Source organism: bacterium (assembly GCA_027622355.1).
Taxonomy (GTDB): domain Bacteria; phylum UBA8248; class UBA8248; order UBA8248; family UBA8248; genus JAQBZT01.
In genome coordinates, this window is the sequence record JAQBZT010000008.1 from 1 (window position 1) to 25,112 (window position 25,112).

Sequence of the window (25,112 nt, forward strand, 5' to 3'; positions counted from 1 at the left end):
TGACGTTCTCGGCGATGGGCTCCTTCGAGATCACCGCCGACATGAAGGTGACCGACCCGCGGCCGCGCCCGGCCATCCCGGCCAGCGCCTTCTGGGTGAGGTAGAGGGGGTTCACGATCCGGTTTCGCAGGATGGTCTCCCAAAGCTCGGGACCCGTCTCGAAGAATTTGCCCGGGTAGCTCCTTCCCGCGTTGTTCACCAGAATGTCCAGCGGGCCGAAGCGTGATTCGGTCTCCTCCATCAATCGGTCCATGTCGTCCCGGCTTTCGAGATCCATCCGGATGCCGGTAATTTCGCCGGGGTTCCCTTCGAGGTCCTCGACCACCCGGCCCATCTTCTCCTCATTGCGGCCGGTGATGGCCACCCGGGCGCCGCCCTCGGTGAAGATGCGCGCGATCTCGAGCCCGATGCCGCTCGTTCCGCCGGTGACGATGGCGGTCTTGCCCTGCAGTTCGTAGTCCATCTGCCGCTCTCCTGTCGGGTTGGAAGTTTCAGCCATTGTACATCGCTTCTCGCGAAGAGGCAGGTCCTGTGGGAAAATCCGCCGTATCTGAAACGCACCGAACGGCCATTTTCCCGAAAGGAGATTCGAGATGGCGAAGACGATCGAACTCGTGCACTGGCCCGACGCCCCGGACGTGTGGACGCCCTACGCGCCGGTCATCCGCATCAAGGGGGGGACGATGATCTGCATGGCCGGGGTGACGGCGGCGCCGGTCTATCATCATCACCCGCACCGCCCCGAGGAATTCGACGCCCTGGTCCCCGACATGTACGAGCAGACCCGCGCCGCCCTCGAAAACCTCCGGCAGGGCCTCGCGGCGGTCGGGGGAAAGATGAGCGATATCGTCTTCACCACCCGCTACCTGACCGACATGAGCGATCAGAACGGGATGAGCCGCGCCTGCAAGGAGTACTACGGCGATCACCAGCCCTGCAGCACCACCGTCCAGGTCGTCCGGCTGGCCACCGACCCGCGCTGCCTGATCGAGATGAACGCCATCGCGATCGTGGATGAATAAAAGGAGAATTTAGGCCGCCCCCCGAGGCCACCTGCTCGATGACGGCGCCGTCCACCCCGGTCATGATGGTGTGGGGCGGGGGCTGCCCGGTGCGCCCGCCGGGGTGCGTGAAGGTCGTGGAGTTCAGGCCGCCGGGCGGGAGCGGCGCCTTTTTCCCCCGGAACCAGAAATCCGTGAAGGTTCCGCCCGCATCGATGCCCAGCCGGTACGTGGGATGTCTTGCCGGAGAAGATGGAAAAAAGGGAGAAAACCTTTGTCGGCGCGGAGTATACTGGGCAGGCCACAGGTTGAAAAAGGGTGAAATGACAATCTTGTCACTCCGGGGGGCCTCTGCTAGCATTTCCACTGTTTGGGGGACCGCCCGCATCCATTTGAAAAGCTGAAAATATCTTCTATGGCGCGCCAACCCAAAGATCCCGACGCCCAAATTCAGACCCTCGAAGGGGTGATGGAGAACGACCCCACCTCTGCGGCCTTTTTCCCGCTCGCCACGCTGGTTTCGGAAAAAGGGGATGAGCGGCGGGCCGAGTCGCTGCTGCGGAGCGGGCTGGAGAATCACCCCGCCTACGCCCCCGCCCGCGTCCTTCTCGCCGGTCTTCTCATCACGCAGGAGAAGACGGCCGAGGCAGTCGATCATCTGGAGATGGCTGTCCGGCTGACTCCCTGGAACCTGACGGCGCTTCGCCTCCTGGCCCAGTGCAGACGTCTCGCGGGGGACGAAGCAGGCGCCCGGCAGGCGCTCCGGGTGGCGGGAATGTTCGATCCCGACGATGAGGAAGCGCGCAGCCTCCTCGCGGAGGACGTCTCGGTCTCCTTGCTCTCCTCGGCGGAGGCGGGCGCATCCTCCGAGGGAAGCGTCCTCGATGTCGTGCCCACCCCCTCGCTGGCCGAGCTCTACCGCTCGCAGGGCCATGTCAAAAAAGCCCATGAGATTTACCGGAAGCTTCTCGAAGATGAGCCGGAGAACACCGAGTGGCTTGAGGCGGCCGGCTCGCTCAAGGATTTGATCGATCGCGGCGCCCTGGATGCCGACGTGCGTCCGCTAGCCGGAGCGGGAGAGGCAGGAGCATCCGACGATCTCGAAGACCTGTTCGGGGACGAAGAAGAGGCCACGGCCGAAGCGCCCTCCGGCGTGGAAGCATCCGCCGGAGACGATCTGGCCGGAGACGATCTGGAAGCCCCGGGGCTGGAAGACGAGCTGGACCTGGGACTGCTTGAGGGCGATGAATCGCCCGCCGCGTCCTTTTCGGGAGATGCCATTCTCGATGCGGGCGGGGGCGAGCTGGATCTTTCCGAGGACAATCTTTTCGATGAATTCGAAGAGATGGAGAGCGCCGCTTCCGCGCCGGAGGAAGGATGGAAAGCGCCCGCGGCCGGAGAAGCGCCCGCGGCGGCGCCCTCCGATGCGATCGAACTCGATGAGGTGTCGCTGGATCTGGAAGCGCTGGAAGAGGATTCGCTTGCCGATCTGATGGAGGCGGCTCCGGCGGAAGCGGCGGCTCCGGCGGAGGAAAAATCGCTTGCGGAAGCGGCGGGCGGGGAGATGGACCTGCTCTCCGGGGAATCTCCGCTGGGCGCGGATTTTTTCGAAGCGCTGGAAACCGGAGAGGCCCCGGCGGCGGCGCCCGCCGCGCCGGAGGGCGAAGTGCCCGGCACAGCGCCTCCGGAGGGGCTGGACTCCGGGGATGCGTTTTTGCTCGAGGAGATAGAGCTGGAGCCTGCCGGGGAGAGCGAAACGGCGCTCGAGCTGGAGGAGATTGCCGAGCTTTCCGCGGATGAGATCGCGCTCGAGGAAGAGTTGACGGAGATGGGGGCCGAGATGGCGATCGAGGCGATCGAGGTCCCGCCCGAAGTTCTCGCGATGGAAGCGGCGTTGGATTCGCTCGCAGAGATGGCACCGGCGGCGGCGGCCCCGCCGGACGCGGGCGAAAAAATGGAACTCGATCCGCTTCTGAGCGGCTTGGTTGGCCTCTTTCTGGAGGAGAAGGACTATGCGCGTGCGCTCGATCTTTTCCGAAAGGCAGAGGCGCTGGGATATGGGTCCGCGTCCCTGACGCTGAGAATTCAAGAGATTGAGGAAAATCTTCGCACTTCTTTGACGGGCGACTTGCAGGGAAGTTCGGGGGAGGATATGGGTGGGTCGGTTCCCTTCGGCGCGATTTCCTCCGGCGAGGTGATCGCGCGCCTGGAAGGCTGGCTGAAAAGTATCCGCCGCCGGAAAAGCAGGGTGCCCACCGGCGGGGAGTCTTCGTAGGCAGGACCGGATCATGGGGCGGTTCCGCTGAATTTATCCTTTTTTTCTGTCCTTTTTTCGAGAGAGTGCTATCTGATGGTCCAAGCGCAGGAGTCTTCATCGGCCGGGGAGGATGCGGCCCAGCGGAAAGAATTTGACGCCATGTCCCTCGAGGAATTGTGCGTCAACACCATTCGGACCCTTTCGATGGATGCCGTCCAGAAGGCGAACTCGGGCCATCCGGGCGCGCCCATGGCCCTCGCGCCGATCGCCTATCTTCTCTGGGCGAAGGTCATGCGCTACAACCCGAAGAACCCCGCCTGGTTCGACCGCGACCGCTTTGTTCTCTCCTGCGGCCATGCCTCGATGCTGCTGTATTCGGCTCTTTATCTCTCCGGCTACGATCTCTCGCTCGATGATCTCAAGGACTTCCGGCAGTGGGAGAGTAAGACGCCGGGCCATCCCGAGTACGGCCTCACCCCGGGGGTGGAGACCACCACCGGCCCGCTCGGCCAGGGGGTAATGAACGCCGTGGGGATGGCCATGGCCGAGGCCCACATGGCCGCCGTCTACAACCGCGAAGGCCACGAGATCGTCCACCACGACACCTATGCCATTTGCAGCGACGGCGATCTGATGGAGGGCGCCTCGCACGAGGCGGCTTCCCTGGCGGGCCATCTCGGCCTCGGAAAGCTGATCTGCATCTACGACGACAACAGGGTGACGATTGACGGCGGGACGGAGCTGGCCTTTTCCGACGATGCGGGCCGGCGCTTCGAGGGCTACGGCTGGCACGTGCAGAACCTGGGCGATCGGGCGAACGATCTTCCGGCGATGGAGAAGGCGCTGGAGGCGGCCCGGGCGGAGCGTGGAAAACCCTCGCTCGTCATTATCCGCTCGCACATCGGGTTCGGCTCCCCGAACAAGCAGGACACCGCGGACGCCCACGGCGCCCCGCTCGGCGAGGAGGAGGTGCGCCTCACCAAGCAGGCCCTCGGCTGGCCCGCGGATGAAACCTTCCTTGTGCCGGAGCGGGCGCTCTCCCACATGCGTGCGGCCCAGGCGCGCGGCACCCGGCTTGAAGAGGAGTGGGACGTGCGTTTCGCGGCCTACCGGAAGGCCCACCCCGATCTGGCGGCGCAGCTTGAGTTCGCACTGGCGGGCGATCTCCCCGCGGGCTGGGAGGAGGCGGTTCCCGTCTTCACTCCCGGCGACGGGGCGCTGGCCTCGCGGGCGGCCTCGGGGAAGGTGCTCAACGCGGTGGCCGAAAAGATCCCCTGGCTCATCGGCGGGAGCGCCGACCTCGCGCCCTCGAATAACTCGCTCCTCAAGTGCTCGGGCGATTTTGCGAAGAGTGCCTATGCGAACCGAAACCTTCGCTGGGGGGTGCGCGAGCACATCATGTGCGCGGCCAGCTCGGGGATCGCGCTCCACGGCGGCCTGCGTCCCTATTGCGCGACGTTCTTTGTCTTCACCGATTACGCCCGGCCCGCCATCCGGCTGGCGGCGCTGATGGGGTTGCCGGTGATCTATGTCATGACCCACGATTCCATCGGCCTTGGGGAGGATGGCCCCACCCACCAGCCGGTGGAGCATCTGGCGGCCCTCCGGGCGATTCCGAACCTGTGCGTCATCCGGCCCGCGGACGCGGGCGAGACGGCCTGCGCTTGGCGGGTGGCACTGAAGCGAAAATCAGGGCCGACGATGTTCGTGCTCTCCCGGCAGGGGTTGCCCACGCTCGACCGCGAGAAGGTGGCGGGGGCGGAGGGGCTTCGCCGCGGCGCCTACGTGCTCTCGGAGGCGGAGGGGAGCGCGCCCGATGTCATTCTGATCGGCAGCGGCTCGGAGGTCTCCCTTCTTCTTGAGGCGAAGGAGCGGCTTGCGGCAGAGGGCACGCGGGCGCGGGTGGTGAGCATGCCCTGCTGGGAGCTTTTCCGGGAGCAGGACGCCGCCTACCGCGAATCGGTACTCCCTGTCGGCGTCAAGGCGCGTCTGGGAGTTGAGGCGGGCGTCTCGCTCGGCTGGCACGAGTGGATAGGGGACGGGGGCGACTTCATCGGTATCGACCGCTTCGGCGCCAGCGCCCCCGCGAAGGAGAATTTCAAGCAATTCGGCTTTACGGCCGATAACGTTGCCGCGCGCGCCAAGCGTTTGGCCAGCAAATAAACGTCTCTGCCGCCGCTCTGATCTGCCCGCCCATTCGGTCTCCGCGCGATGATTCGTCTGGCCTCAGTCTGGAAACAATACGATGAGGGCGGCTTCGCCCTGCAGGGGGTGGAACTGCACATCCAGCGCGGCGAGTTCGTCTTCATCACCGGCCCGAGCGGGGCGGGAAAGACCACGCTCCTCTCCCTCCTCTACGGCGCGGAAATCGCCGACCGCGGCCAGGTCTCCATCGCTGGGCGGAACATCACCCACCTGCGGAGAAAGGATCTGCCCCACCTCCGCCGGGGAATCGGGGTGGTGTTCCAGGACTTCAAACTGCTCCCCGGGCGCTCGGTTTTCGACAACATCGCTTTCTGCCAGCGGGCCATCGGCGTCTCCGCCCGCGAGACGCGCCGCCGCGTCTACGCGGTGCTGAAGATGGTGGACCTGGCCGAGAAGCGCGAGCTGCTCCCGCGCTACCTCTCGGGCGGCGAGCAGCAGCGCGTCGCCATCGCACGGGCGCTTGTCAACCGTCCGCCCCTTCTCGTCGCGGACGAGCCGACCGGCAATCTCGACCCGGACATGGCCCGCGAGGTGATGGATGTTTTCTCCACCATCAACCAGCTGGCGACGACCGTTGTCGTCGCCACGCACGATCGAGGCCTGATCGAGTACGTGGGTGCCCGTGCCATTCATCTGGAGCACGGCCTTGTGGTAGGTGGGTGAGCCGTGATCCGCTGGGTTCAGACTTTTCCCTATTTCCTGAAGGAAGCCCTGAGCGGAATGCGCGAGAGCCGGGGAATTGCCTCGCTCGCGGTGGGGACCACGGTGGTCAGCCTGGTGTTTCTCGGCGCGCTCTGGGTGGTTCAGCTGAATCTCTCGGTCCTGATCGACAGCTGGAGCGAGCGCTTCCAGCTCACCATTTTCCTGACGGACGGCGTGACCGAGGATCAGCGTGCCGGCCTGCGCCGGAAGATTCTCGGGCAGAAGAGCGTCCTGAGAATCGAGGAGATCAGCCCGGCCCGGGCGGAGCAGGCATTCCGGCAGCGGCTGGGGCCGGATTCCTCCCTGCTCGATGGGCTTGAGGGCGTGGTGCTGCCGGCCTCGTTTCGGGTGATCCTGAAGCGCGAATCCCGGAAGGTGGCGGACATCGAACCGCTCCTCACCCAGGTGCGGGTGATGCCCGGCGTGGAACGGGCGCGCAACGATCTCGGCTGGCTCCGCAATCTCGAGGGCGTCATCCGGATTTTGCGCATCGCCACGCTCACGCTCTCGATTCTGCTGGGGGTCGGCGTGATGCTCATCATCGGCAACACGATCCGGCTCACCCTCTTTGCGCGCAGAGAGGAGATCGCCATCATGCATCTGGTCGGCGCGACCGATCTTTTTATCAGGACCCCGTACCTGACCGAGGGGATCCTCTGCGGCGCGCTGGGGGGGGTGATCTCCCACCTGATCTTGTGGAGCATTTTCCACGGGCTCTTCCGGCCGCTGGTGGAGAGCTACGCGGGCGGAGGATTTTCCATCCAATCGGGCGGCTGGCAGGTGGGCGTCTCGCTCATCGGGATCGGGGCGGCGCTCGGTTTTCTGGGGAGTTCCTTCTCGGTCGGGCATTTTCTTCGAAAGCGCAGGTGAGGCGGTGAGCGGGAGGAAAAGGCTCGGCGGCCGGCGCCCCCGAATCGGGCGGATTGTTGGCTTTGGCACGGTGGGAGTAGGATGGATGCGGGTGCTGGGCGCGCTGCTGGCGCTCTATGCGGCACCCCCCGGTGCGGCGTTGGCCCAGCGCGGGGAGTCGCTCCGGTTGGAGAGCCTGAAGGGCCAAATCCGCCGGGAGGAGGATCGCTTTCAGCGCCTCGAGCAGCGGATCGCGGAGGAGCGGGACAGGGCCCGACAGAGTGAGCGGCAAGCCACTTCGCTCCTCCGGCAACTGGATTCGATCTCCGCGCGCCTGGCCGTTGAGGATGAGCGCTACCGCCTCTTCAGCAAGCGCCTGAGCGAGTCGGAAATCCGGCTCCGCATTTTGAACGGCCGCCGCACCCAGCTGGCGCAGAAGCAGCGGGAGCGAAAGGCCCAGCTCCGGCGCCGGATCCGGGCCATGTACATGGAGGGGCCCGTGGGCCCCGTCCGGCTCCTCATCAATGCCAGCTCGGTGTGGGACGCCCTGGAGCGGTGGTCGCTCCTCCGGCTGCTGGGGAGGCACGATGTCCGCCTGATCGAAAGCTACCGCCGCGAGGAAGCCCTCATCCAGGGGCTTGAGGATTTGTACCGCAAAGAAGTCATCCGCCAGTCGGAAATCCGGGCCGCGCAGGCAAAAGCGAAGCAGCGGATCGCGGTCATCTATACCCGCCGGACGGGCCAGTTGGCGCGACTTGCCAAAGACAAGGAGAAGCGCGAAAGTTTCATCCGGGAGCTGGCCGGGGCACGGGACGCTTTGCGTGATACAATCGTTTCCCTGATGCGCTCCCGGGAGATGCGGCAGGCGGGACGTGCCTCTCCCCTGGAGGAGATGCGGGGCCGGCTTCCGTGGCCGGTGGTGGAGCCGAAACCCGGCGCCCGGAAGCGGAGCGGCCGGGGGCTGCAGATTGAGGCTCCGAGCGGCGCCTCCATCCGGCCGGTGGCGGCGGGTGAGATTGTCTTCAGCGACTGGGTACGGGGCTACGGGCGGCTTGTCGTTTTGCGCCACCCGGGCGATTTCTATACCGTATATGGAGGAGCGGGCGAGGTATTCGTGGACAAAGGCGATCGGGTCAACCCGGCGACGATCATCGCCCGGGTGGGAACCACGGACGCGATGGGCCAGTCGGCGCTCTACTTTGAAATTCGGAAAGGCGCCATCCCGCTGGATCCGTTAAAATGGCTGATGGGGCGCCGCTAGAAGAGCAGTGTGCCGCGGTAGGTGCTGCCTTGGAGATTGGAGCGTGATGATACGACACGGCGTACGAAACGGTTGGGTGATGTGGATGCTGTCGGTTGCCGCGCTGGCAGTCGGTCTTGCGGTCAGCCCGATGGGCAGCCCGTCGGCGCGCGAGTCTTCCTCCTACAAAGAACTTCAGATTTTCACGGAAGTCCTGAGCCTGATTGAGGAAAACTACGTCAACCAGGTCGAGAAGAAGAAGCTGGTCCGGGGCGCGATTGAGGGACTGCTGCGCACCCTCGATCCGCACACGAGTTATCTCTCCCCCGAGTTTTACAAGGAAATGCAGGTGGAGACTTCGGGGCAGTTTGGCGGCCTCGGAATTGAGATCACCATCCGCGACGGCATCCTGACCGTGGTGACGCCCATCGAGGACACACCGGCCTTCCGCGCCGGCGTGAAGGCCGGCGATCGGATCATGCAGGTGGAAGGCCGCACCACAAAGGACATGACCATCCAGGATGCGGTACGCATTCTCCGGGGCAAGCCGGGGACGGCCGTCACCCTCACGATTGCCCGGAAGGGCGAGAAACGTCTGCTCGACATCAAGGTCCAGCGCGAGGTCATCCGCGTCAAGAGCGTGCGCTCCCGTCTCCTGCCGGATGGGATCGGCTATATCCGCGTCCGCAGTTTCCAGGGAAGCACGGGTGATGAAGTGCGCAAGGCGCTGGGCGGATTCTTGAAGAAGGGCGCCCGCGGGCTTGTGCTCGATCTGCGGAACAATCCCGGCGGCCTTCTTTCGCAGGCGGTGGCCGTTTCGGATATTTTCCTCGAGCCCGGAAAGCTCATCGTCTATACCCAGGGAAGACTCGAGAGCAATTATCACCGCTTCACCTCGACGGAAAAGGCGAGTGGCTTCAAGATTCCGATCGCCGTTCTCGTGAACGCGGGAAGTGCCAGCGCCTCGGAGATCGTCGCCGGCGCCTTCCAGGATCTCGGCCGCGCCACCGTCATCGGGGAGCGCTCCTTCGGGAAGGGATCGGTCCAGACCATCGTCCCCCTCTCCGACGGCTCGGGACTGCGGCTCACCACGGCGCTGTATTACACCCCGAAGGGCCGGCTCATCCAGGGGAAGGGCATACAGCCCGATATCGTGGTTGCCGCAGAGCAGGCTCTTCCTCCGGGTGTGCATGTGATCCGCGAGCTGGACTTGCCGGGCCATCTTCCCAGCGAAGAAGAAAAGAACGGGAAGAAAAGCGGCGCGCCGAAAACGCCCCCCGCCCGCCGGGGGCTGCCCCAGGTGCCGGGCCAGGGACAAAAGGACATCCAGCTCGAGCGCGCGGTCCAGCATCTGAAGGCGATCCTGCAGGCGAAGGTCAAAACTGCCTCCTGAGGCGTTGCGGCGGCGCCCGCTTCCCCCGTGTGCTTTGAAGCCCGAACCGGACGGCCAGTTCCGCTCCGCGGGGCCTCCGCCCTGGAACGGCGTATTTGATGCCTGAGGAACAGTCCCCCGCATCCGAATCTGCCCCGCCGGACCCCCGGCTGGCGGGCAGGCGCCTTCTCGCGCTTCTCCTCGCGCTCATCTTGCTCTCGGGTTTGGCCCTGGTGGCCGTGCTGCCTACCGTCCGGGAGGGGGTCTTCCTCTGGTCGGGCTGGGCGGATCTCGAGCGGACGGCCTCGCGCTTTGACGCCGATCTCGATCGCCTGCTCGATGGCGCCGCCGGCCACCGAACAGCCAGCGAGCGGGTTACGCGGCGGGCGGGGCTCTCCAAATGGAACCTGCGGCGGGATCGCATCGAGTTCGACGTGTTTCCCGGAGCCGCGTTTCTCGCCCGGCTCAACGCCGCGGCGAAGGAGCGGGGGCTCTCTCTGCGGCGGCTCGGAGGGGCGGCGACCCCGTCCTCCGGAATGGTGGTCCTGGAGGCGCGGTATTTCACCACCACGACCCATGTTCTTCGCCTGCGTATTTTGGGAAGCGGGCGCGGGCCGATCGCCCGGGTCGCCTTTTTGATCGACGATGTGGGGCACAATGAGCACATGGCACGGCGGCTGATGGCGATCGGCATCCCCCTTTCGCTGGCCATTCTTCCCCACCTGCCGTATTCGAAGCGCATCGCTCTCGAGGCGCACTCCCGCGGCATGGAGGTGCTCCTCCATCTGCCGCTTGAGCCGTACGGGTTTCCCCGGCAGGATCCGGGCCCGGGCGGCCTCCTGCTGTCGCATCGCCCGGAGCAGTGGCAATCCCTGACGCGCGGCGCCCTCGACGCTGTCCCGGGGATCAGCGGCGTGAACAACCACATGGGCTCCCGGTTGACCGAGCGGGAGGACGCGATGGCGATCATTCTCGGCGAGGTGAAAAAGCGCGGACTTTATTTCATTGACAGCTACACCACGGGGAAATCGGTGGTCCCTCAGGTGGCGGACCGGCTCGGGGTGCGCACAGCGAAGCGGACCTTGTTTCTGGACAATGAGATTTCCGAGGAGAAAATTCTCGTGCAGATCGATCTGCTGATCGAGCGGGCGAAAGAAAACGGGAGCGCGATTGGGATCGCGCATCCTCACGAGGCGACCGTTCGGGCGCTGGAGGCGGCGCTGCCGCGCCTGCGCCGGGCCGGGGTGCGGCTGGTAAAGGCGGGCGCGCTGGTCCGCTGAAGAGAGAGGGTGGAGAGGTGTACGTGCTCGGGGTGGAGAGCAGTTGCGATGAGACCGCGGCGGCGGTGCTGCGCTTCGAAGGGGAGAGCGAAGCTGACGCCGGGCCCCGCGTTCTGTCGAGCATCGTGGCCTCCCAGGAGGATCTGCACAGCCGCTTCGGCGGCGTGGTGCCCGAGTTGGCCTCGCGCCGCCACGTGGAATGCATCGGGCCCGTTATTGAGGAGGCGCTCCGGGCGGCGCAGGTTCCGCTGGAGAAGATTGACGCCCTCGCCGTGACCCGCGGGCCGGGGCTGGTGATCGCCCTTTTGGTGGGCCTTTCGGCGGCCAAGGGCCTGGCGTGGGCACGGGGGCTGCCCCTGGTCGGCGTCCACCATCTCGAGGGGCATATCTTCTCGCTTTTTCTCGAAAGGGATGCGGCGAACGGGGATATGGAAGCGGCCGCATTCGGCGGCCCTCCGCCTTTTCCGCATCTTGCGTTCGTCATCTCGGGCGGCCACACCGATTTGTACCGGGTCGCGGCGGGGGGCGGCGCGGCCCATCTGGGGGGGACGCTCGACGATGCGGCGGGAGAGGCTTACGACAAGGTGGCGGCCTCGATGGGGCTGGGCTATCCCGGCGGGGCCGCCCTCGATCAATTGCACCGGGCCTTCATCGCGCGCGGCGGGACGGATGCGCCGGAGTTCCCCCGGCCTTTCCTTGAAGATCGACCCTATAGTTTCAGCTTTAGTGGATTGAAAACGGCTGTGTTAAACTATTTGCGCGAGGGAGGCTATTTGCGGAGCGACAAGACGCTTGCTCCTTGGGATCGCCCCCAGCCCATCCCGGAGGAGGTGCGGGAGCGGGTGGCCGCCGGTTTTCAGGAGGCCGCCGTAGAGGTGCTCGCCGCCAAGGTGGACGGGGCCGCCAAGGCCCTGGGGCTGGGCGCGGTGTCGGTGTGCGGCGGAGTGGCCGCGAACCGCTGTCTGCGGCATCGTTTGATGGCGCTTTCGGAGCGATCGGGCTGGACGCTTCATCTTCCCGCGCGGAAATATTGCACGGACAATGCCGCCATGATTGCCTGCGCGGGCGGTTACGCCCTTCTCCGCGAGGGGAGGGAGGCTTTCATGGATTATCTGGAGATGGACGCAGACCCCGCCTGGGAGTTGGGCGGCTAGCGGCGGGACATCGCCGGCACGGGATACGGGATTTCACATTCGCAAGGAGAGAGAGGATGCGCCCGGAAGAAGCGGGGCCGCCGGAGGTAGAGACGCTGCCGGAGCATTTGCCGCCGCCCCCGGCTGGCTTTGAGGTGCCGATCGACATTGCCGGGGTGCGGCTGAAGAACCGCCTCGTGATGGCCCCGATGGCAGGCTATACGAATCTGCCCTTCCGCCGGCTCGTGACCCGCTACGGGGCGGGGATGGTGGCCACCGAGATGGTGAGCAGCCAGGCGCTGGTGCGCCGTCACAAGAAGACCTTCGGTCTCATGCGGAACGAAGCGGCCGAGCGGCCGGTTTCGATCCAGATTTTCGGCGCCGACCCGGCCCAGATGGGCGAGGCCGCCGCCATCGTCGAGGGGGCGGGCGCCGACATCATCGATCTGAACTGCGGCTGCCCGGTGCGGAAGATCACGCGGAACCAGGCGGGCTCGGCTTTGTTGCAGTATCCCGAGCGCGCGGGCGAGGTGGTCGCGGCGATGGTGCGCGCCGTGCGCTGTCCGGTGACGGTGAAGATGCGCACCGGCTGGGACACCATCGGGCGCGATGATGCGGTGCGCTTCGCCCGCGCCGTGGAAGAAGCCGGCGCCGCCGCCATCACCGTGCACGGCAGAACCCGGCAGGCCATGTTCGGGGGGAGCGTCGACCTCGGCGCCATCGCCCGTATCAAGAAGGCGGTATCTATCCCCGTTTTCGGGAACGGGAGCATTCTCACGCCCTGGGATGCGATTCGGATGATCGGCGAGACCGGCGTGGATGGGCTCATGATCGGCCGCGGGGCGATCGGCAACCCGTGGATTTTCTCCCGCCTTCTTCACTGGCTCCGGACGGGGGTTTTGCCACCGCTCCCCGCCCTGGCGGAGAAGAAGGAGATCGTTCTCGATCATTTGGGGAGCATGCAGGAGATACTGGGAGAGCGCCTGGCGGTGTTCCATGCCCGGAAACACCTGGCCGCCTACACGAAGGGGATGGCGGGCGGCTCAAGCTTCCGCGATCGGGTGAACCGCCTGGAATCGGTCCGGAGTGTCGTGTCGGAGGTGGTGGATTTTTTCGATCGAACCATTGCTTCTACCGGCGGGTCTTTTCTTGAGAAGGGAGTGGAGAGTGATGCGGCTTAAGGGAAGAAGGGCGTTCGTGCTGGGCGGGGGCCGGGGCATTGGCCGTGCCATCGCGCTGGCCTTTGCGGCCGAGGGGGCGGATGTGGTCGTGGCGGCGCGGACAAAAAACGAAGTGGATGAAGTGGCCGCCGCCGTCGAAAAGGCCGGGGTGCGAAGCGCGGCGCTCATCTGCGATGTCGGCCGCGCGGCGGAGGTGGAGCACGCCGTGCGCGAGGCGGAAAGCCGGCTGGGAGAGATTGATATCCTCGTGGCGAACGCCGGGGTGCTCCACCACGCGCCCCTGGCGGAGCAGACCGACGCGATATGGGACGAGGCACTCCGCGTGAATCTGAGCAGCGTCTTCTGGGCCACGCGGGCGGCGATGCCGCGCATGGCGGCGCGGGGATGGGGCCGTGTCATCGCCATGAGCTCGGTCTCCGGCAAGGTGGGCGGCCGCAACCGCAGCGCCTACCACGCGACCAAGCACGGGGTGATCGGCTTTGTCCGATCGGTCGCTCTCGAGGTGGCCGATCGGGGGGTGACGGTGAATGCGATCTGCCCAGGGTTCGTGAACACGCGGATGATCACGGATAACAAAAAGGATTTCGCCGACTTTTCCGGGAAGAACCTGGGCGAGGACGAGACCATCCAGTCCTTCCGCACGGAGATTCCGATGGGCCGTTTTCTCGAGCCGGAAGAGGTGGCCCAGATGGCGGTCTATCTCGCCAGCGAGGACGCCCGGGGGATCACCGGCCAGGCGTTTACGATATCGTGCGGGTCGGTTCAGGCCTGAGGGACCGCGGCGCACGAAGTTCATTCGCGGTTGAGGTTCCATCCGTCCGTGAGGAGTTGGTGCGATGGCGAAGCGCCCCATCCGGCTCGGGCCCCAGGCGCCGAGGGGGAGGCGGGCCTCCGGGACGCCCAAGGCGCGCGGGGAGATAAAAGAACCCCCTCGCCGGCGCCCCCGGCCCGCCTCGGGCGCGCTCTCGAGAGGGGCCGCCCCTCCTCCCGCAGGCAGGGTGCGCGTCCGCCTCCGCGCCTTCTGGCGCCTTCTCCGGAACACGGCGGCCCTCGTCCTGGTGCTGGGGGTCGTGCTTTTTGTCGCGCTCTCCGCGGGCGGGCTGTACTACTACCGCCAGGTTGCCGGCGAGTTGCCCGACGTCTCCCTCCTGCGAAGCTACAAGCCCAGTCTCGTCACAAAGGTATACGACCGCAACGGCAAGCTCATGCGCGAGTTTTTCATCGAGCGCCGCTTCCTGATCCATTTCGAGGAAATCCCCAGCGTGGCCATCCAGGCCACCCTCGCCACCGAGGACGCACGCTTCGAGGAACATTCGGGGGTGGACCTGTTCGGCATCCTCCGTGCCGCCACTCGGAATTTCTTCGAGGGCTATATTGTCGAAGGCGGGAGCACCATCACCCAGCAGCTGGCCAAATCCTTCTTCCTCAGCTCGCGGCGGAGCCTGCGCCGCAAGCTGAGCGAGGCCATCCTCGCGGTTCGCATCGAGCGGCACTTCGAGAAAAGAGAAATCCTGAACCTCTATCTCAACCAGATCTATTACGGCCAGGGCGCCTACGGCATCGAGGCAGCGGCCCAGGTCTACTTCGGGAAAAAGGCCGCCCGGCTCACTCTGCCGGAAGCGGCCCTGCTGGCCGGGTTGCCGCGCGCCCCCTCCATCTACAATCCTTTCCGTTCGGTAAAGCTGGCCCGGAAGCGCCGCTCCCATGTCCTGCGCCGCATGCTCGAGGAGGGCTACATCAAGCCCGGCGAATACGCCGAGGCGGAACTCGCCCCGGTACAGCTCCATCGCCCCGAGTTACTTGCCGATGAGGCGAACTACGCGGTTGAGTACGTGCGCCGGCGCATCGAACGGCAGTACGGTTCCTCTGGCCTCTACCGGAGCGGGCTGCGCATCTACACCACCCTCGATGGCGCGATTCAGCGCGCGGCCGCCGAGGCCGTTCGCCGGGGAATCCTCAGTGTGGACCAGCGGCAGGGCTACCGGGGGCCGCTCGGCCGCGTTCCCGCCGGACAGAGCGAGACGGTGACGTGGAAAACGGTGGAAGGTTTTCTGGAGAAGGGAAGGGAGTGGCGCGAGATCCGCTCTGGGAAATGGGAACCGGCGGTGGTGCTCGGCGTCCGGCCGGGGACCCTGCAGCTTCGGCTGCGAACGGGGGCGGGCCTGCTGCGCATTCAGGATGCGCGCTGGGCCCGGCGCTTCAATCCCAAGATGGATGGACTGCAGGAGCGGCTGGAGAGTTTCCGGGGAATTTTCCGCAGGGGGGAGATCATCCTCGTGGAGCGGCTTTCCCCGGCGCGCGGCGGAAGCGTACCGGTCGCCCTGGTGCAGGCGCCGCAGGTGCAAGCGGCCACCGTTATCATCGAGCAGGAAACCGGCGCGATTCGGGCCATGGTGGGGGGGTATGACTACGAGCGGAGCGAATTCAACCGCGCGGTCCAGGCCGTCCGGCCGCCGGGTTCGGCCTTTAAGCCAGTCACCTACTCGGCCGCCATCAGCGAAGGATGGACGCCCTCGGACGTCATCGTGGATGCGCCGATTATCTATCCTGGCGACGGCTCCGAGAGGGACTGGAAGCCGACGAATTTCACGGAAAAGTTTTACGGGCCGACCACATTGTGGGAGGCGATCGTCCGTTCGCGGAACATCGTAACCGTGAAGCTCGCCGAGGCGATCGGAATGGACAAGGTGGTGGCGCGGGCGCGTCTTTTGGGCATCCGCTCGGCCCTGCAGCCCAACCTGGCGCTCTCGCTGGGCTCGAACGGAGTGACGCTTCTCGAGTTGACCTCGCTGTACGGGACCATCGCCAATCTGGGACGTCGCGTCGCCCCCCACATGATTCTTCGCGTCGAGGATGCGCAGGGGAGATCCCTCTGGGGTGTCTCGCCCGAGTCGAGGCAGACGATCAGGCCGGAGGAGGCCTATGTGATGCTGAACCTCCTGCAGGGGGTGGTCGCCTCGGGGACCGCCTCGCGCGTCCGGGCGCTGGGCCGGCCGCTGGCGGGCAAGACGGGGACGACGAACGATTATCAGGACGCGTGGTTTGTCGGCGTCTCACCCCGCTATTCGGCGGGCGTCTGGGTGGGGATGGACGACAAGACCAGCCTGGGGAAGAACGAGACCGGGGCGCGGGCCGCTCTGCCGATCTGGATGGAGATTATCGGCAAGATTTACGAGGGAAAGCCGGTGCGCGATTTCCGGCGCCCGGAGGGGGTGACGATGGTGTGGATCGACCGGAAATTCGGGTATCAAATCAGCCCCGGGGGGGAGAACGGGGTTTACCAGGCATTCATCGCCGGGACGGAGCCGCCCTTCCGGGGAGAGGTGGCGGATACCCCGCAGCGGCCCTCGCGGTTTTTCCGGGAAGACGCACGGCCGGGAGCTCCTCCCGCACGAGAAGAGTCCCCGGCGGGGAGATCGGGAAACTAGTTTTCAGCGCGATGGCGCCGGGCCGGCCGCCACGGGCGCGGGCGCTTCCCGCAGCGCCCGGTGCGGGGTGACCATCTGCAGGTGGCGAATGACCTTGCGGCGAACGGTCAGAACGAAGAGCTGGCGCTGCGCGTCTCCATCCGGGCCCATGTCGATGAGGCCCATCACGCCGTCGAATCCCTTGAGCCGGGAGATGAATTCGCGCATGAGCGATCGGGTGCTCGCCCCCTGGGCGAGGCCCTCGAAAAGAATGCTGGCGGTGTCGTAGCCTAGGGCGGCGAAGATGCCTGGATTCTGGCGGAAGCGGGCGACGAAATCGGCCACGCGCGGCTCCTCCGACTCGGGATGAAAGCCGTCCACGAAGACCGCCCTCTCGATGTAGTGCTCCCCGTAGCGGATGAGACTCGGATTGTTCCAGCCGTGCGCGCCCAACAGCTGGATGCGCTTCATGTTGTAGAAGGGAATCTGGGGCGCGATCAGCACCACCTTGTCGTGGTAGCCGGGGATGAAGATGGCCTCGAAGGGCAGTTCGAGTTCGTAGGGATCTTTCTTCGTCAGGCCGAGCGCTTTTTTCTTTCGCCTGATCTGCGCGTCGTCCAGCCCGCCCAGGATGCGCATCTGCTCGCCGAAGTCGTTCGCGGTGGGGGAGAAGGGAACGAGCTTCACGACTTTCCCGCCCAGAAGGTCAACGCTGTGGGTGAACTGCTCGGCCAGCTCTCTGCCGTCCTCGTTGTCGGGATACAGAACGGCGAATTTGCGAAGCCCCATTTCCTGGACGGCGTAGACGGCTGCGCCCTGGCTCTGCAGCCGGCTGGTGAGGGAGTTGCGGAACATCCATTCCCGCTCTCTTTTCATCTGCAGTTGGATGGCGAACGGGGTGATGAAGGGCGCTCGTTTTTCCGTGGAGATCGCCGCTGCCACCTCGGCCGACTGGGTGAAGAAGGGGCCGATCACAGCAACGACCTTTTCTTCCTCGATCAGATCTTTCGCCATCTCGGCGGTTCGCCCCGGATCCTGCACCGTGCTGCGGGTGTCGCGTACGGCCAGCTGCACGCGGAGATTCGGGTTTTTCAGCAGGGCGTCGCGAAGGGCCAGTTGAATCCCCTGGAGGACACGCTCACCGGCCGAAGCCGCTGGCCCGGACAGGGGCAGCAGAACGCCCACGCGCTCGCGGTTGATCTTCAGCTGGCCGGAGATTTCCTTTTCGAACGCCTCCACCCGCGCTTTGAGAGGATGGCTCGAGTAGTCATCGAGAAACCGGCGCGTGGCCGCGAGGGCGACCTGTGGTTTTTGCTTGTCCATGGCGCGGAGGGCGAGCGCGTAGCGCAGGATGGGTCCCGCGGGAAGAGCGCGGTAGCGGTCGGCCGCGAAAAGAAGCTGGTGCGATTCGACGCCCTTTCTCCCGATTGCAATGATGCGGTTTTGGATCAGGAATGCATCCGGCACGGCCTCATCGCTCGAGAGCGCATCGGCGTATGACAGGAGGGCGGCGAAAGGATCGCGGCGCGCCGCGTAGATCTCTCCCAGGGCGGCTTGGAGAATGGCCCGTTTCCTGTTGTTGGTCGCACGGCTGAGGCTGCTCCTGAGGGGGAGCCAGGCGTCGTCGTGTTTTCCGGCGGCCCGGAGGACAAGGCCCAGCCAGTATTCGCCCTCGTTGTAGAGGGGGGAGAGGGGGTATTCTTGGAGCAGCTTTTGAAGCCGGCGCGCTGCATCTGCGAAATTTTTCTCCCGGATGTCGTGGCGCGCCAGATCGAACAAGAGAGCGTCGGCGCGGTCGGCGTTTTCATTCTTCCGCAGCTCCGCCTCGAGTGCGGCCCGGGGGCGCGAAGGTGCGGCGGGTTCGGGGGCGTTCCATTTGGTGTCCGATGGAGCGGGCACAGTGCTCCGCCCCTGCGGACGGGGCAGCTGGGAGGAAAGGCGCAGGGAGGGAGATTTTTTCGGGAAAATCGCGGGCGCACGCTTTTTCTCCAGCGCTTTCTCCGCGCTCTTTTTCGCCGAAGGCGCGGAGCCCTTTGAGACAGGCAGGGTTTCGCAACCCGAGAGGGCGAATGCGGCGAGTGCGAAAAAGGTGAACAAGGCGCGGCGCATATTGAGAGATTTCATGGCATCAAGAGCAAAAGGCAGCACGTGGATTTCCTTCCTGGAGCAAGGTAGAAATTCTACTGGCGGGTGTCAAGGCAACGATGTCGGGGCGCTCGAGAAGCCGTTGCGCGGGCGGGGAGTGCGCGGTAGGCTCATCTGGCCACCGCCGGGGAGGATCGCCTGCCGATGAACAAGCCTTTTGCCGACCAGATGGCGCCGGAACCCTGGCCCCGGCCCTCAGAATTGCTTCAGGGGGCCCCAGGGAGCCCGCCGGAGCAGGCGGCAGAGGGCGGGGGAGAACGGCGGCTTTTTTCTTGGGACAGCCCCTGGCTGCCCTCCCTTCTTTTTGCGCTGACGCTGTTTACCACGCTCCTGGCGGGGGCGATGCAGCGCGGAGTTTCGCCGCAGGATGCGGCCCAGGCTCCCTCCCTCCTTCTCCGCGGCCTTCCCTTCGCCGGAACGCTGATGCTGATTCTCGGCGCCCATGAACTGGGCCATTATTTGGCCGGAAGGCGCTGGGGGGTGGCGGCGACGCTCCCCTTTTTCATCCCGGCCCCTACGCTCTTCGGCACCTTCGGCGCCCTCATTCGGATCCGGGGCTACATTCCGAACCGCAGGGCGCTGCTCGATCTGGCGGTGGCCGGGCCGCTGGCCGGGATGGCAGTGGCCGTTCCGGCGGTGGCGGTGGGATTGATGCTCTCCCGCATCGTGCCCCAGAAGGCCGCGATGGCGGGGGGCGGCCTCGGGCTGGGCACCTCCTGGCTCTTTGAGTGGATTTCCTGGCTGGCGCTGGGACCGGCAGGCCCGGGGAACGACGTGGTCCTCCACCCGGTGGCCTTCGCGGGCTGGTGCGGATTTCTGGTGACATCGCTGAATCTGATACCGGCGGGCCAACTCGATGGGGGCCACATCGTATATGCCTTGTTCGGAAGGTGGCACCGGCCGATCTCCCTGGGGGTGGGCTGTGTGCTGGCGGGGATGTCATACTGGTGGCCGGGGTGGCTCATCTGGGCCGCGGTGGCGCTTTTGCTCGGCAGGCGGCATCCGCCGCTCCTCGATGAGGGGGAAGATCTCGGCCCCGGCCGGCGCCTGTTGGGAATTGTCTGCCTGGCGCTACTGGTTTTAACCTTTACGCGAGTACCGTTGCTCTTGTTCTGATGGTTTTCATTCGCCCTTGAAGAGGCATCGTGTTTCGAAAACCCCGCACGCCACTGGCGCTCGATATCGGCTCCTTCGCGGTCAAGCTGGTGCAGCTTGAGCGGGGGAAGCAGGGCCTGACGCTGACGCGGCTCGGCATGGCCTCTCTCGCCCCGGGCGCGGTCGAGGACGGCACCATCAAGGATCATGAAGAGGTCCTGCGGGCGGTGGAGGAGCTGGTCTCGGCCGAGAAGATAAAGGCCAAGGAGGCGGTTGTCTCCCTCTCGGGAAACGCCGCCCTGGTGCGCACCCTCCACATTCCACGCATGTCGGGCCCGGCCCGCGAGGCGGCCATTGACGCGGAGGTGGCGCAGATCCTTCCGTTTCCACCGGAGGAGGCGCGCATCACCCGCCAGCGGCTGGGGAGGGTACTGATCCAGGGGGAGGAGATGGAGGAATTTCTTCTCGTGGCGGTAAAGCGCAAGCCCTTGAAAGATCTGGTGGAGCTGATGCGCCACATGCGCCTGGAGCCGAAGATCGTGGATGTGAATCTCCTCGCTCTCGAGAGCGCGGTCCATCTCTCGGGCGCCATCGCGCCGGATGAGGAGGACGCCATCGCCCTGGTGGACATTGGGGCCTCCGTCACGCTTGTCCACATCCTGCGGGGGAGGCGGACGCTGCTGACGCGCTTGATCCCCTACGGCGGAAACGCGGTGACCGAGAAGCTGGTGGAGGCCTTGGCCGTGAGCCGCACGGAGGCGGAGGAGATCAAGCAGGGGGTGCGGGCACCCTTGAGCCCGCGGAAGGCGGCCGAGTCCATCCGCGAGGAGGTGGAGCGGGTCGCCCTCGAGCTGGGCCGCACGTTCCAGCTCCTCTGGCATTCGAACCCGGATATCCGCGTGGGGCGCATCATCCTCAGCGGCGGCGGCGCCCAGCTGGACGGCCTGCCCGCTTTTCTGGGCGCTTCGCTGGACATCGGGGTGGACATCTCCCAGCCCTTTCAGCGGGTCGAGGTGCCCGAGGACAAATTTGATCCCGACTATGTCGAGCTTCTGTCCCCGATCGCCACGGTGGGCGCCGGGCTGGCGCACCGGGTGGTGGAGAGCGCGTGAAGAGCGTCTGCGTCCATCTGGGGGAGAGGGGCTACACCATCCGCATCGTGAGCGGCGCGCTCTCCCTTTTGGGAGAGACGGCCCGCGTACACTTTGCGGGCGGGCGCGCCCTCATCGTGAGCGACACGAACGTGGCCCCTCTCTTCGGCCCGAAGGCACTCGCCTCCCTCAAGCGGGCGGGCGTGGCGGCGGAGCTCTTCGCGGTTCCCGCCGGGGAGCGGAGCAAGAGCGATCGCCAGCTTGGCCGGATCTACGACCGCCTCGCGAGGATGCACATCGACCGCGGCTGCGGGATCGTCGCCCTGGGTGGTGGTGTGGTCGGCGATCTGGCGGGCTATGCGGCGGCCACCTATCTCCGGGGGCTTCCCTACATCCAGGTGCCGACCTCGCTTCTGGCCCAGGTGGACAGCGCGGTCGGGGGCAAGACAGCCATCGATCATCCGGCGGGGAAGAACCTCATCGGCGCCTTTTATCAGCCGGCCGCCGTTCTGAGCGACACCGCCGCGCTGAAGAAGCTGCCCGCGCGCGAGTTCCACGCGGGGTTCGCCGAGGTGGTGAAGCACGCCGCCATCGCCGACCGGCGGCTCTTCGCGTATCTCGAGAAGAACGCCGCCCGTCTGCTGCGCCGCGAGGCAGCGCCGCTCGCGCACGTGGTGGCGGTCAACTGCCGGATCAAGGCCCGCGTCGTCGAGGCGGACGAGCGCGAGTCGAATCTTCGCCAGATACTGAACTTCGGCCACACCCTCGGCCACGCGGTTGAGGCGGCGGCGGGCTACTCCAGGCGCTTGCTCCATGGGGAGGCCGTCGCCATCGGGATGGCGGCCGCCGCGCGCCTCTCCTTCCGGGAGGGGCGCTGCACGGAGGCGGAGGCTGCACGCCTGATCGATCTGCTGGCGCGGTTCGCCCTCCCGGTTTCCATGCGCCGCCCGCCGGCGGAGGCCGCCCTTCGCCGTCTCGTGGCGCGGGACAAGAAGAGCCACAGGGGGGAAGCCCAATTCGTCCTCATGGAAAAAATCGGCCGGGTCCGCACGGGCTGCGCGCTCTCCGGGAAGGGATGGCGCACCGCGCTGACGGGGTGAGGTGCCAGGCACGCGGCTGATTCGTTGACGCCCGAGCGGGGCTGGCCTACCATCTCGCCGCGATCCTGGGGTGTCTTTCGGCCCGGGGTGTTTTTCGAGAAGTGGCGAAGGAATGCTGCGAGGAGGGGAACGGTGCGCATTCTCCTTTTGAATGGGCCAAATCTGAATCTTCTGGGTACGCGGGAGCCGGAGGTGTACGGCCGGACCACCCTCGCCGAGCTCGAAGCCGCCCTCGCGGCCCATGCGGGGGAACAGGGCGTCGAACTCGATTGTTTCCAGTCGAACGTCGAGGGCGAACTGGTGAACGCGCTCCAGCGCGCCGGAGGGGCGATGCCCCCCAGCGCGGAGGGCCCCCCGCCGAGGGGAAAGTGCGCCGCCTGCATCTTCAACCCCGGCGGCTACACCCACACGAGCGTGGCGCTGCGCGATGCCATCTCTGGCCTCGAACTTCCGGTGTATGAAGTCCACATCTCCAACGTGCTCTCCCGCGAGGAGTTCCGGCACGTCTCGCTGATCGGCCCTGTCGCCGCGGGCTCTGTGATCGGCTTCGGCCTGCGCGGTTATTTTCTCGCCCTTCAGGCGGCCATCGATCGGCACGTCCGCGGGTTGGGGGATTTCCCGGCGGGAGTGACGCCGTGAAGGAACGCCTGGCTTTCCTCCGGCGGGCCATGCGGAAGAAAAACCTCAAGGCGCTGGCCGTCACCGGTATGCGCAACGTCCGCTATTTGACCGGTTTCACGGGAACGGCGGGCACTTGTCTCATCCTGCCCCGAGCGGCGGTTTTCGTGACCGATTTCCGCTACCGCTCGCAGGCGGCGCGCGAGGTCGCTCCGGCCTTCCGCCGGCTGGAGGGGCGCAGCGCATTTCTCGGGCTGATCGAAGAGGCCCGGAAGATGAAGGTGCGGAGCCTGGCCTTCGAGGCGGAGCATCTCACCTATGGCGCGTTCCGGCGGTTGGAGAAACTGGCCAAAGGGATTCGCCTCCGGCCGGTGGCGGAGCTTGTGGAGGGGCTCAGACTCCGCAAGGACGCCGCCGAGTTGCGCCGCCTTCGCCGGGGGGCGCGCATCAACAAAGAGGCGCTCGCGACGGCCGTGCGGCGGATGCGTCCCGGCGCCCGGGAGCGCGATGTGGCCCGGGCACTCGAGGATGCGATGTGCGACCTGGGTGCCTCGGGCGCAGCCTTCGATTCGATTGTGGCCTCGGGCCCGCGCGGGGCACTTCCCCACGGGGTGGCCTCCGTGCGGAAGCTGCGCCGCGGCGATCTGATCACGGTGGATTTCGGCGCGGTGTTCGAGGGCTACCATGCCGACACCACCCGCGTTTTTTCCCTCGGGCCGCCCTCGAAAAAGGGACGGATGATCTACGATATCGTTCTCGAGGCGCAGATGGCGGCCCTCGAGGCGGTGGGGCCGGGTGTGCGGTGCAGCGATGTGGACCGGGCCGCCCGGCGGATCATCGAGCGGGCCGGCTATGGAGATGCCTTCGGCCACGGCACCGGCCACGGCGTGGGCCTCGACATCCACGAGGGGCCGCGCCTGGGCCCCGGGGTGCGGGAAGTGCTCCTGCCCGGTATGGTGGTGACGGTCGAGCCGGGCATCTATCTTCCCGGCTGGAGCGGGGTGCGCATTGAGGACATGGTTCTCGTGACCGCGCGGGGCAAGGAGGTCTTGACCCGCGCGATTCCAAAGGATTTGATCGTTCTGTAGCCGGACATGCCGGATTTTGAACGGAGGGAAGCAGGCAGATGCCTTCGACGAGTGAGTTTCGCAACGGGTTCAAGATGGAGCTCGACGGAGAGCCTTACGCCATCGTCGAGTTCCAGCATGTGAAACCGGGCAAGGGTGGCGCGTTCGTCCGCACCAAGCTCAAGAACCTCAAAACGGGACGCGTGATCGAACGCACGTTCCGTTCGGGCGAGTCCGTGGCTGCGCCCGACCTGAACCAGCAGGAGATGCAGTATCTCTACCGCGACGGCGAGCAGTTCTGGTTCATGGACACGACCACCTTCGAGCAGACCTCCCTGCCGGTCGGGGCGCTCGGCGATGTGGTGAAGTGGTTGAAGGAAGAGACGATCGCCGAGGTGCTCTTTTTCAACGGCGAGGCCATCTCGGTCGAGATCCCCACTTTCGTCGAGCTGACCATCGCCAGGACCGAGCCGGGGGTGCGCGGCGACACCGCTACGGGTTCCACGAAGCAGGCCGAGCTGGAAACGGGCGTGACGGTCAACGTCCCGCTTTTTCTGAACGAGGGAGACGTGCTGAAGATCGACACCCGGTCCGGGGAGTACATCGAGCGGGTCCGGTCGGCCTAGAAGCGGGGCGAGAAGAATCTCGAAATCATCTCAATCGGAGATACAGTCGAAGGAGTGGTCAATGATTTATGAAATGCGCATCTACACGCTCGGCGTCGGGCAGGCAAACGAGTATTTCGAGCAGTTCGGCAAGTCGTTCGAGCAGCGGCAGAAGATGTCCCGCCTCATCGGGCTGTTTCGCGCCGAAATCGGCGATCTGAACCGTGTCATGCACATCTGGGAATATGAGAACGCGGGTGAGCGGGCGCGGATTCGGGCCGAGTCCATGACCAAGGATTTCTGGCCGCCCAGCACCGGCCATCTGGTCCAGCGGCAGGTCACCAAACTCATGACGACCCCCCCATTTCTTCCCGAGCCCCGGCTCGGCGAAATGGGCAATTTCTACGAGGTGCGCACCTACACCACCCAGTTCGGCAAGATGAAGAATGTGCTCGAAAAGTGGACAAATAGCTTGCCCGATCGGGAAAAGCTCTCGAAGGCGGCGGCGGTTTTCATCACCGAGTCGGGGGAGCTGAACCAGTTCATCCACATCTGGCCCTACCGGGACCTGAACCACCGCTGGGAGACGCGCGCCGAATCCGAGAAGTTGCCGAACTGGCCGCCGGGCTCGCGCCCCTTCCTGATGGCCCAGAACACAGAGATCTGGGTCCCGGCGCCCTATTCGCTGATGCGCTAGCGGATCCAGGTCAGGTAAAAGGCCGCGATGGCGAGCTCCCAGCAGTAGTAGGCGAATCCCCTCAGCT

Annotated in this window: 21 protein-coding genes; 19 read left to right on the top strand and 2 right to left on the bottom strand. The window is 65.8% G+C overall.

The window, feature by feature from the left end:
* On the bottom strand, positions 1–463 hold a 463-nt coding region (locus tag O2807_01145), incomplete at its 3' end, for an SDR family NAD(P)-dependent oxidoreductase (GenBank protein ID MDA0999106.1).
* A 130-nt stretch (positions 464–593) separates the two neighbouring features.
* On the opposite strand from O2807_01145, the gene O2807_01150 reads away from it, so the two are divergent.
* The 12 genes from O2807_01150 (at position 594) to O2807_01205 (ending at position 16,648) form a co-directional block, all read left to right on the top strand.
* The gene (locus O2807_01150) at positions 594–1,022 is read left to right on the top strand and encodes a RidA family protein (GenBank protein ID MDA0999107.1); all 429 of its coding nucleotides are present in this window, start codon (positions 594–596) and stop codon (positions 1,020–1,022) included.
* Between the two features lie 394 nt (positions 1,023–1,416).
* Complete coding sequence (locus tag O2807_01155; protein ID MDA0999108.1) at positions 1,417–3,276, top strand: tetratricopeptide repeat protein; 1,860 nt, start codon at positions 1,417–1,419, stop codon at positions 3,274–3,276.
* 141 nt (positions 3,277–3,417) lie between these two features.
* Positions 3,418–5,421: a transketolase gene (gene tkt, locus O2807_01160; GenBank protein MDA0999109.1), complete on the top strand. Its 2,004-nt coding sequence runs from the start codon at positions 3,418–3,420 to the stop codon at positions 5,419–5,421.
* Positions 5,422–5,469: 48 nt separating this feature from the next.
* Positions 5,470–6,126 (top strand): cell division ATP-binding protein FtsE, encoded by a 657-nt coding sequence (ftsE, locus tag O2807_01165; protein MDA0999110.1) that lies wholly within the window; start codon positions 5,470–5,472, stop codon positions 6,124–6,126.
* 3 nt (positions 6,127–6,129) lie between these two features.
* Complete coding sequence (locus tag O2807_01170; GenBank protein MDA0999111.1) at positions 6,130–7,035, top strand: permease-like cell division protein FtsX; 906 nt, start codon at positions 6,130–6,132, stop codon at positions 7,033–7,035.
* Between the two features lie 85 nt (positions 7,036–7,120).
* Positions 7,121–8,275 carry a peptidoglycan DD-metalloendopeptidase family protein gene (locus O2807_01175; GenBank protein ID MDA0999112.1) on the top strand — a complete coding sequence of 385 codons (1,155 nt, stop codon included), beginning with the start codon at positions 7,121–7,123 and terminating at the stop codon, positions 8,273–8,275.
* A gap of 46 nt (positions 8,276–8,321) precedes the next feature.
* Positions 8,322–9,647 carry a S41 family peptidase gene (locus O2807_01180; GenBank protein MDA0999113.1) on the top strand — a complete coding sequence of 442 codons (1,326 nt, stop codon included), beginning with the start codon at positions 8,322–8,324 and terminating at the stop codon, positions 9,645–9,647.
* Positions 9,648–9,745: 98 nt separating this feature from the next.
* Positions 9,746–10,906 carry a divergent polysaccharide deacetylase family protein gene (locus O2807_01185; GenBank protein MDA0999114.1) on the top strand — a complete coding sequence of 387 codons (1,161 nt, stop codon included), beginning with the start codon at positions 9,746–9,748 and terminating at the stop codon, positions 10,904–10,906.
* 17 nt (positions 10,907–10,923) lie between these two features.
* Positions 10,924–12,060: a tRNA (adenosine(37)-N6)-threonylcarbamoyltransferase complex transferase subunit TsaD gene (gene tsaD / locus O2807_01190; protein ID MDA0999115.1), complete on the top strand. Its 1,137-nt coding sequence runs from the start codon at positions 10,924–10,926 to the stop codon at positions 12,058–12,060.
* Between the two features lie 56 nt (positions 12,061–12,116).
* Entirely contained in the window at positions 12,117–13,220 is a 1,104-nt protein-coding gene (dusB, locus tag O2807_01195; GenBank protein ID MDA0999116.1) for a tRNA dihydrouridine synthase DusB, read from the top strand.
* Positions 13,210–13,992 (top strand): SDR family NAD(P)-dependent oxidoreductase, encoded by a 783-nt coding sequence (locus tag O2807_01200; protein ID MDA0999117.1) that lies wholly within the window; start codon positions 13,210–13,212, stop codon positions 13,990–13,992. Before dusB ends, O2807_01200 begins: the two co-directional genes overlap by 11 nt.
* A gap of 64 nt (positions 13,993–14,056) precedes the next feature.
* A complete protein-coding gene (locus tag O2807_01205; GenBank protein MDA0999118.1) occupies positions 14,057–16,648 on the top strand; it encodes a PBP1A family penicillin-binding protein in 2,592 nt (863 codons plus the stop codon).
* A gap of 3 nt (positions 16,649–16,651) precedes the next feature.
* Here the strand turns inward: O2807_01205 and O2807_01210 are convergent, their stop codons facing one another.
* Entirely contained in the window at positions 16,652–18,775 is a 2,124-nt protein-coding gene (locus O2807_01210) for a penicillin-binding protein activator (protein ID MDA0999119.1), read from the bottom strand.
* Between the two features lie 141 nt (positions 18,776–18,916).
* Between O2807_01210 and O2807_01215 the strand changes: the two genes are divergently transcribed.
* From O2807_01215 to O2807_01245, 7 genes are all read left to right on the top strand, one after another.
* Positions 18,917–19,888: a site-2 protease family protein gene (locus tag O2807_01215; GenBank protein MDA0999120.1), complete on the top strand. Its 972-nt coding sequence runs from the start codon at positions 18,917–18,919 to the stop codon at positions 19,886–19,888.
* Positions 19,889–19,917: 29 nt separating this feature from the next.
* Positions 19,918–20,979, top strand: coding sequence for a type IV pilus assembly protein PilM (gene pilM / locus O2807_01220; protein ID MDA0999121.1), 1,062 nt, complete (start codon positions 19,918–19,920; stop codon positions 20,977–20,979).
* Positions 20,976–22,058, top strand: a complete 1,083-nt coding sequence (gene aroB / locus O2807_01225) for a 3-dehydroquinate synthase (protein ID MDA0999122.1) — start codon at positions 20,976–20,978, stop codon at positions 22,056–22,058. The genes pilM and aroB overlap by 4 nt, the downstream gene beginning before the upstream one ends.
* Before the next feature lie 132 nt (positions 22,059–22,190).
* Positions 22,191–22,697, top strand: coding sequence for a 3-dehydroquinate dehydratase (locus tag O2807_01230; GenBank protein MDA0999123.1), 507 nt, complete (start codon positions 22,191–22,193; stop codon positions 22,695–22,697).
* Positions 22,694–23,764 (top strand): Xaa-Pro peptidase family protein, encoded by a 1,071-nt coding sequence (locus O2807_01235; protein ID MDA0999124.1) that lies wholly within the window; start codon positions 22,694–22,696, stop codon positions 23,762–23,764. The genes O2807_01230 and O2807_01235 overlap by 4 nt, the downstream gene beginning before the upstream one ends.
* A 38-nt stretch (positions 23,765–23,802) precedes the next feature.
* Positions 23,803–24,369, top strand: a complete 567-nt coding sequence (gene efp, locus O2807_01240; protein MDA0999125.1) for an elongation factor P — start codon at positions 23,803–23,805, stop codon at positions 24,367–24,369.
* A 61-nt stretch (positions 24,370–24,430) separates the two neighbouring features.
* Positions 24,431–25,045: an NIPSNAP family protein gene (locus O2807_01245; protein ID MDA0999126.1), complete on the top strand. Its 615-nt coding sequence runs from the start codon at positions 24,431–24,433 to the stop codon at positions 25,043–25,045.
* Positions 25,046–25,112 lie beyond the last annotated feature (67 nt).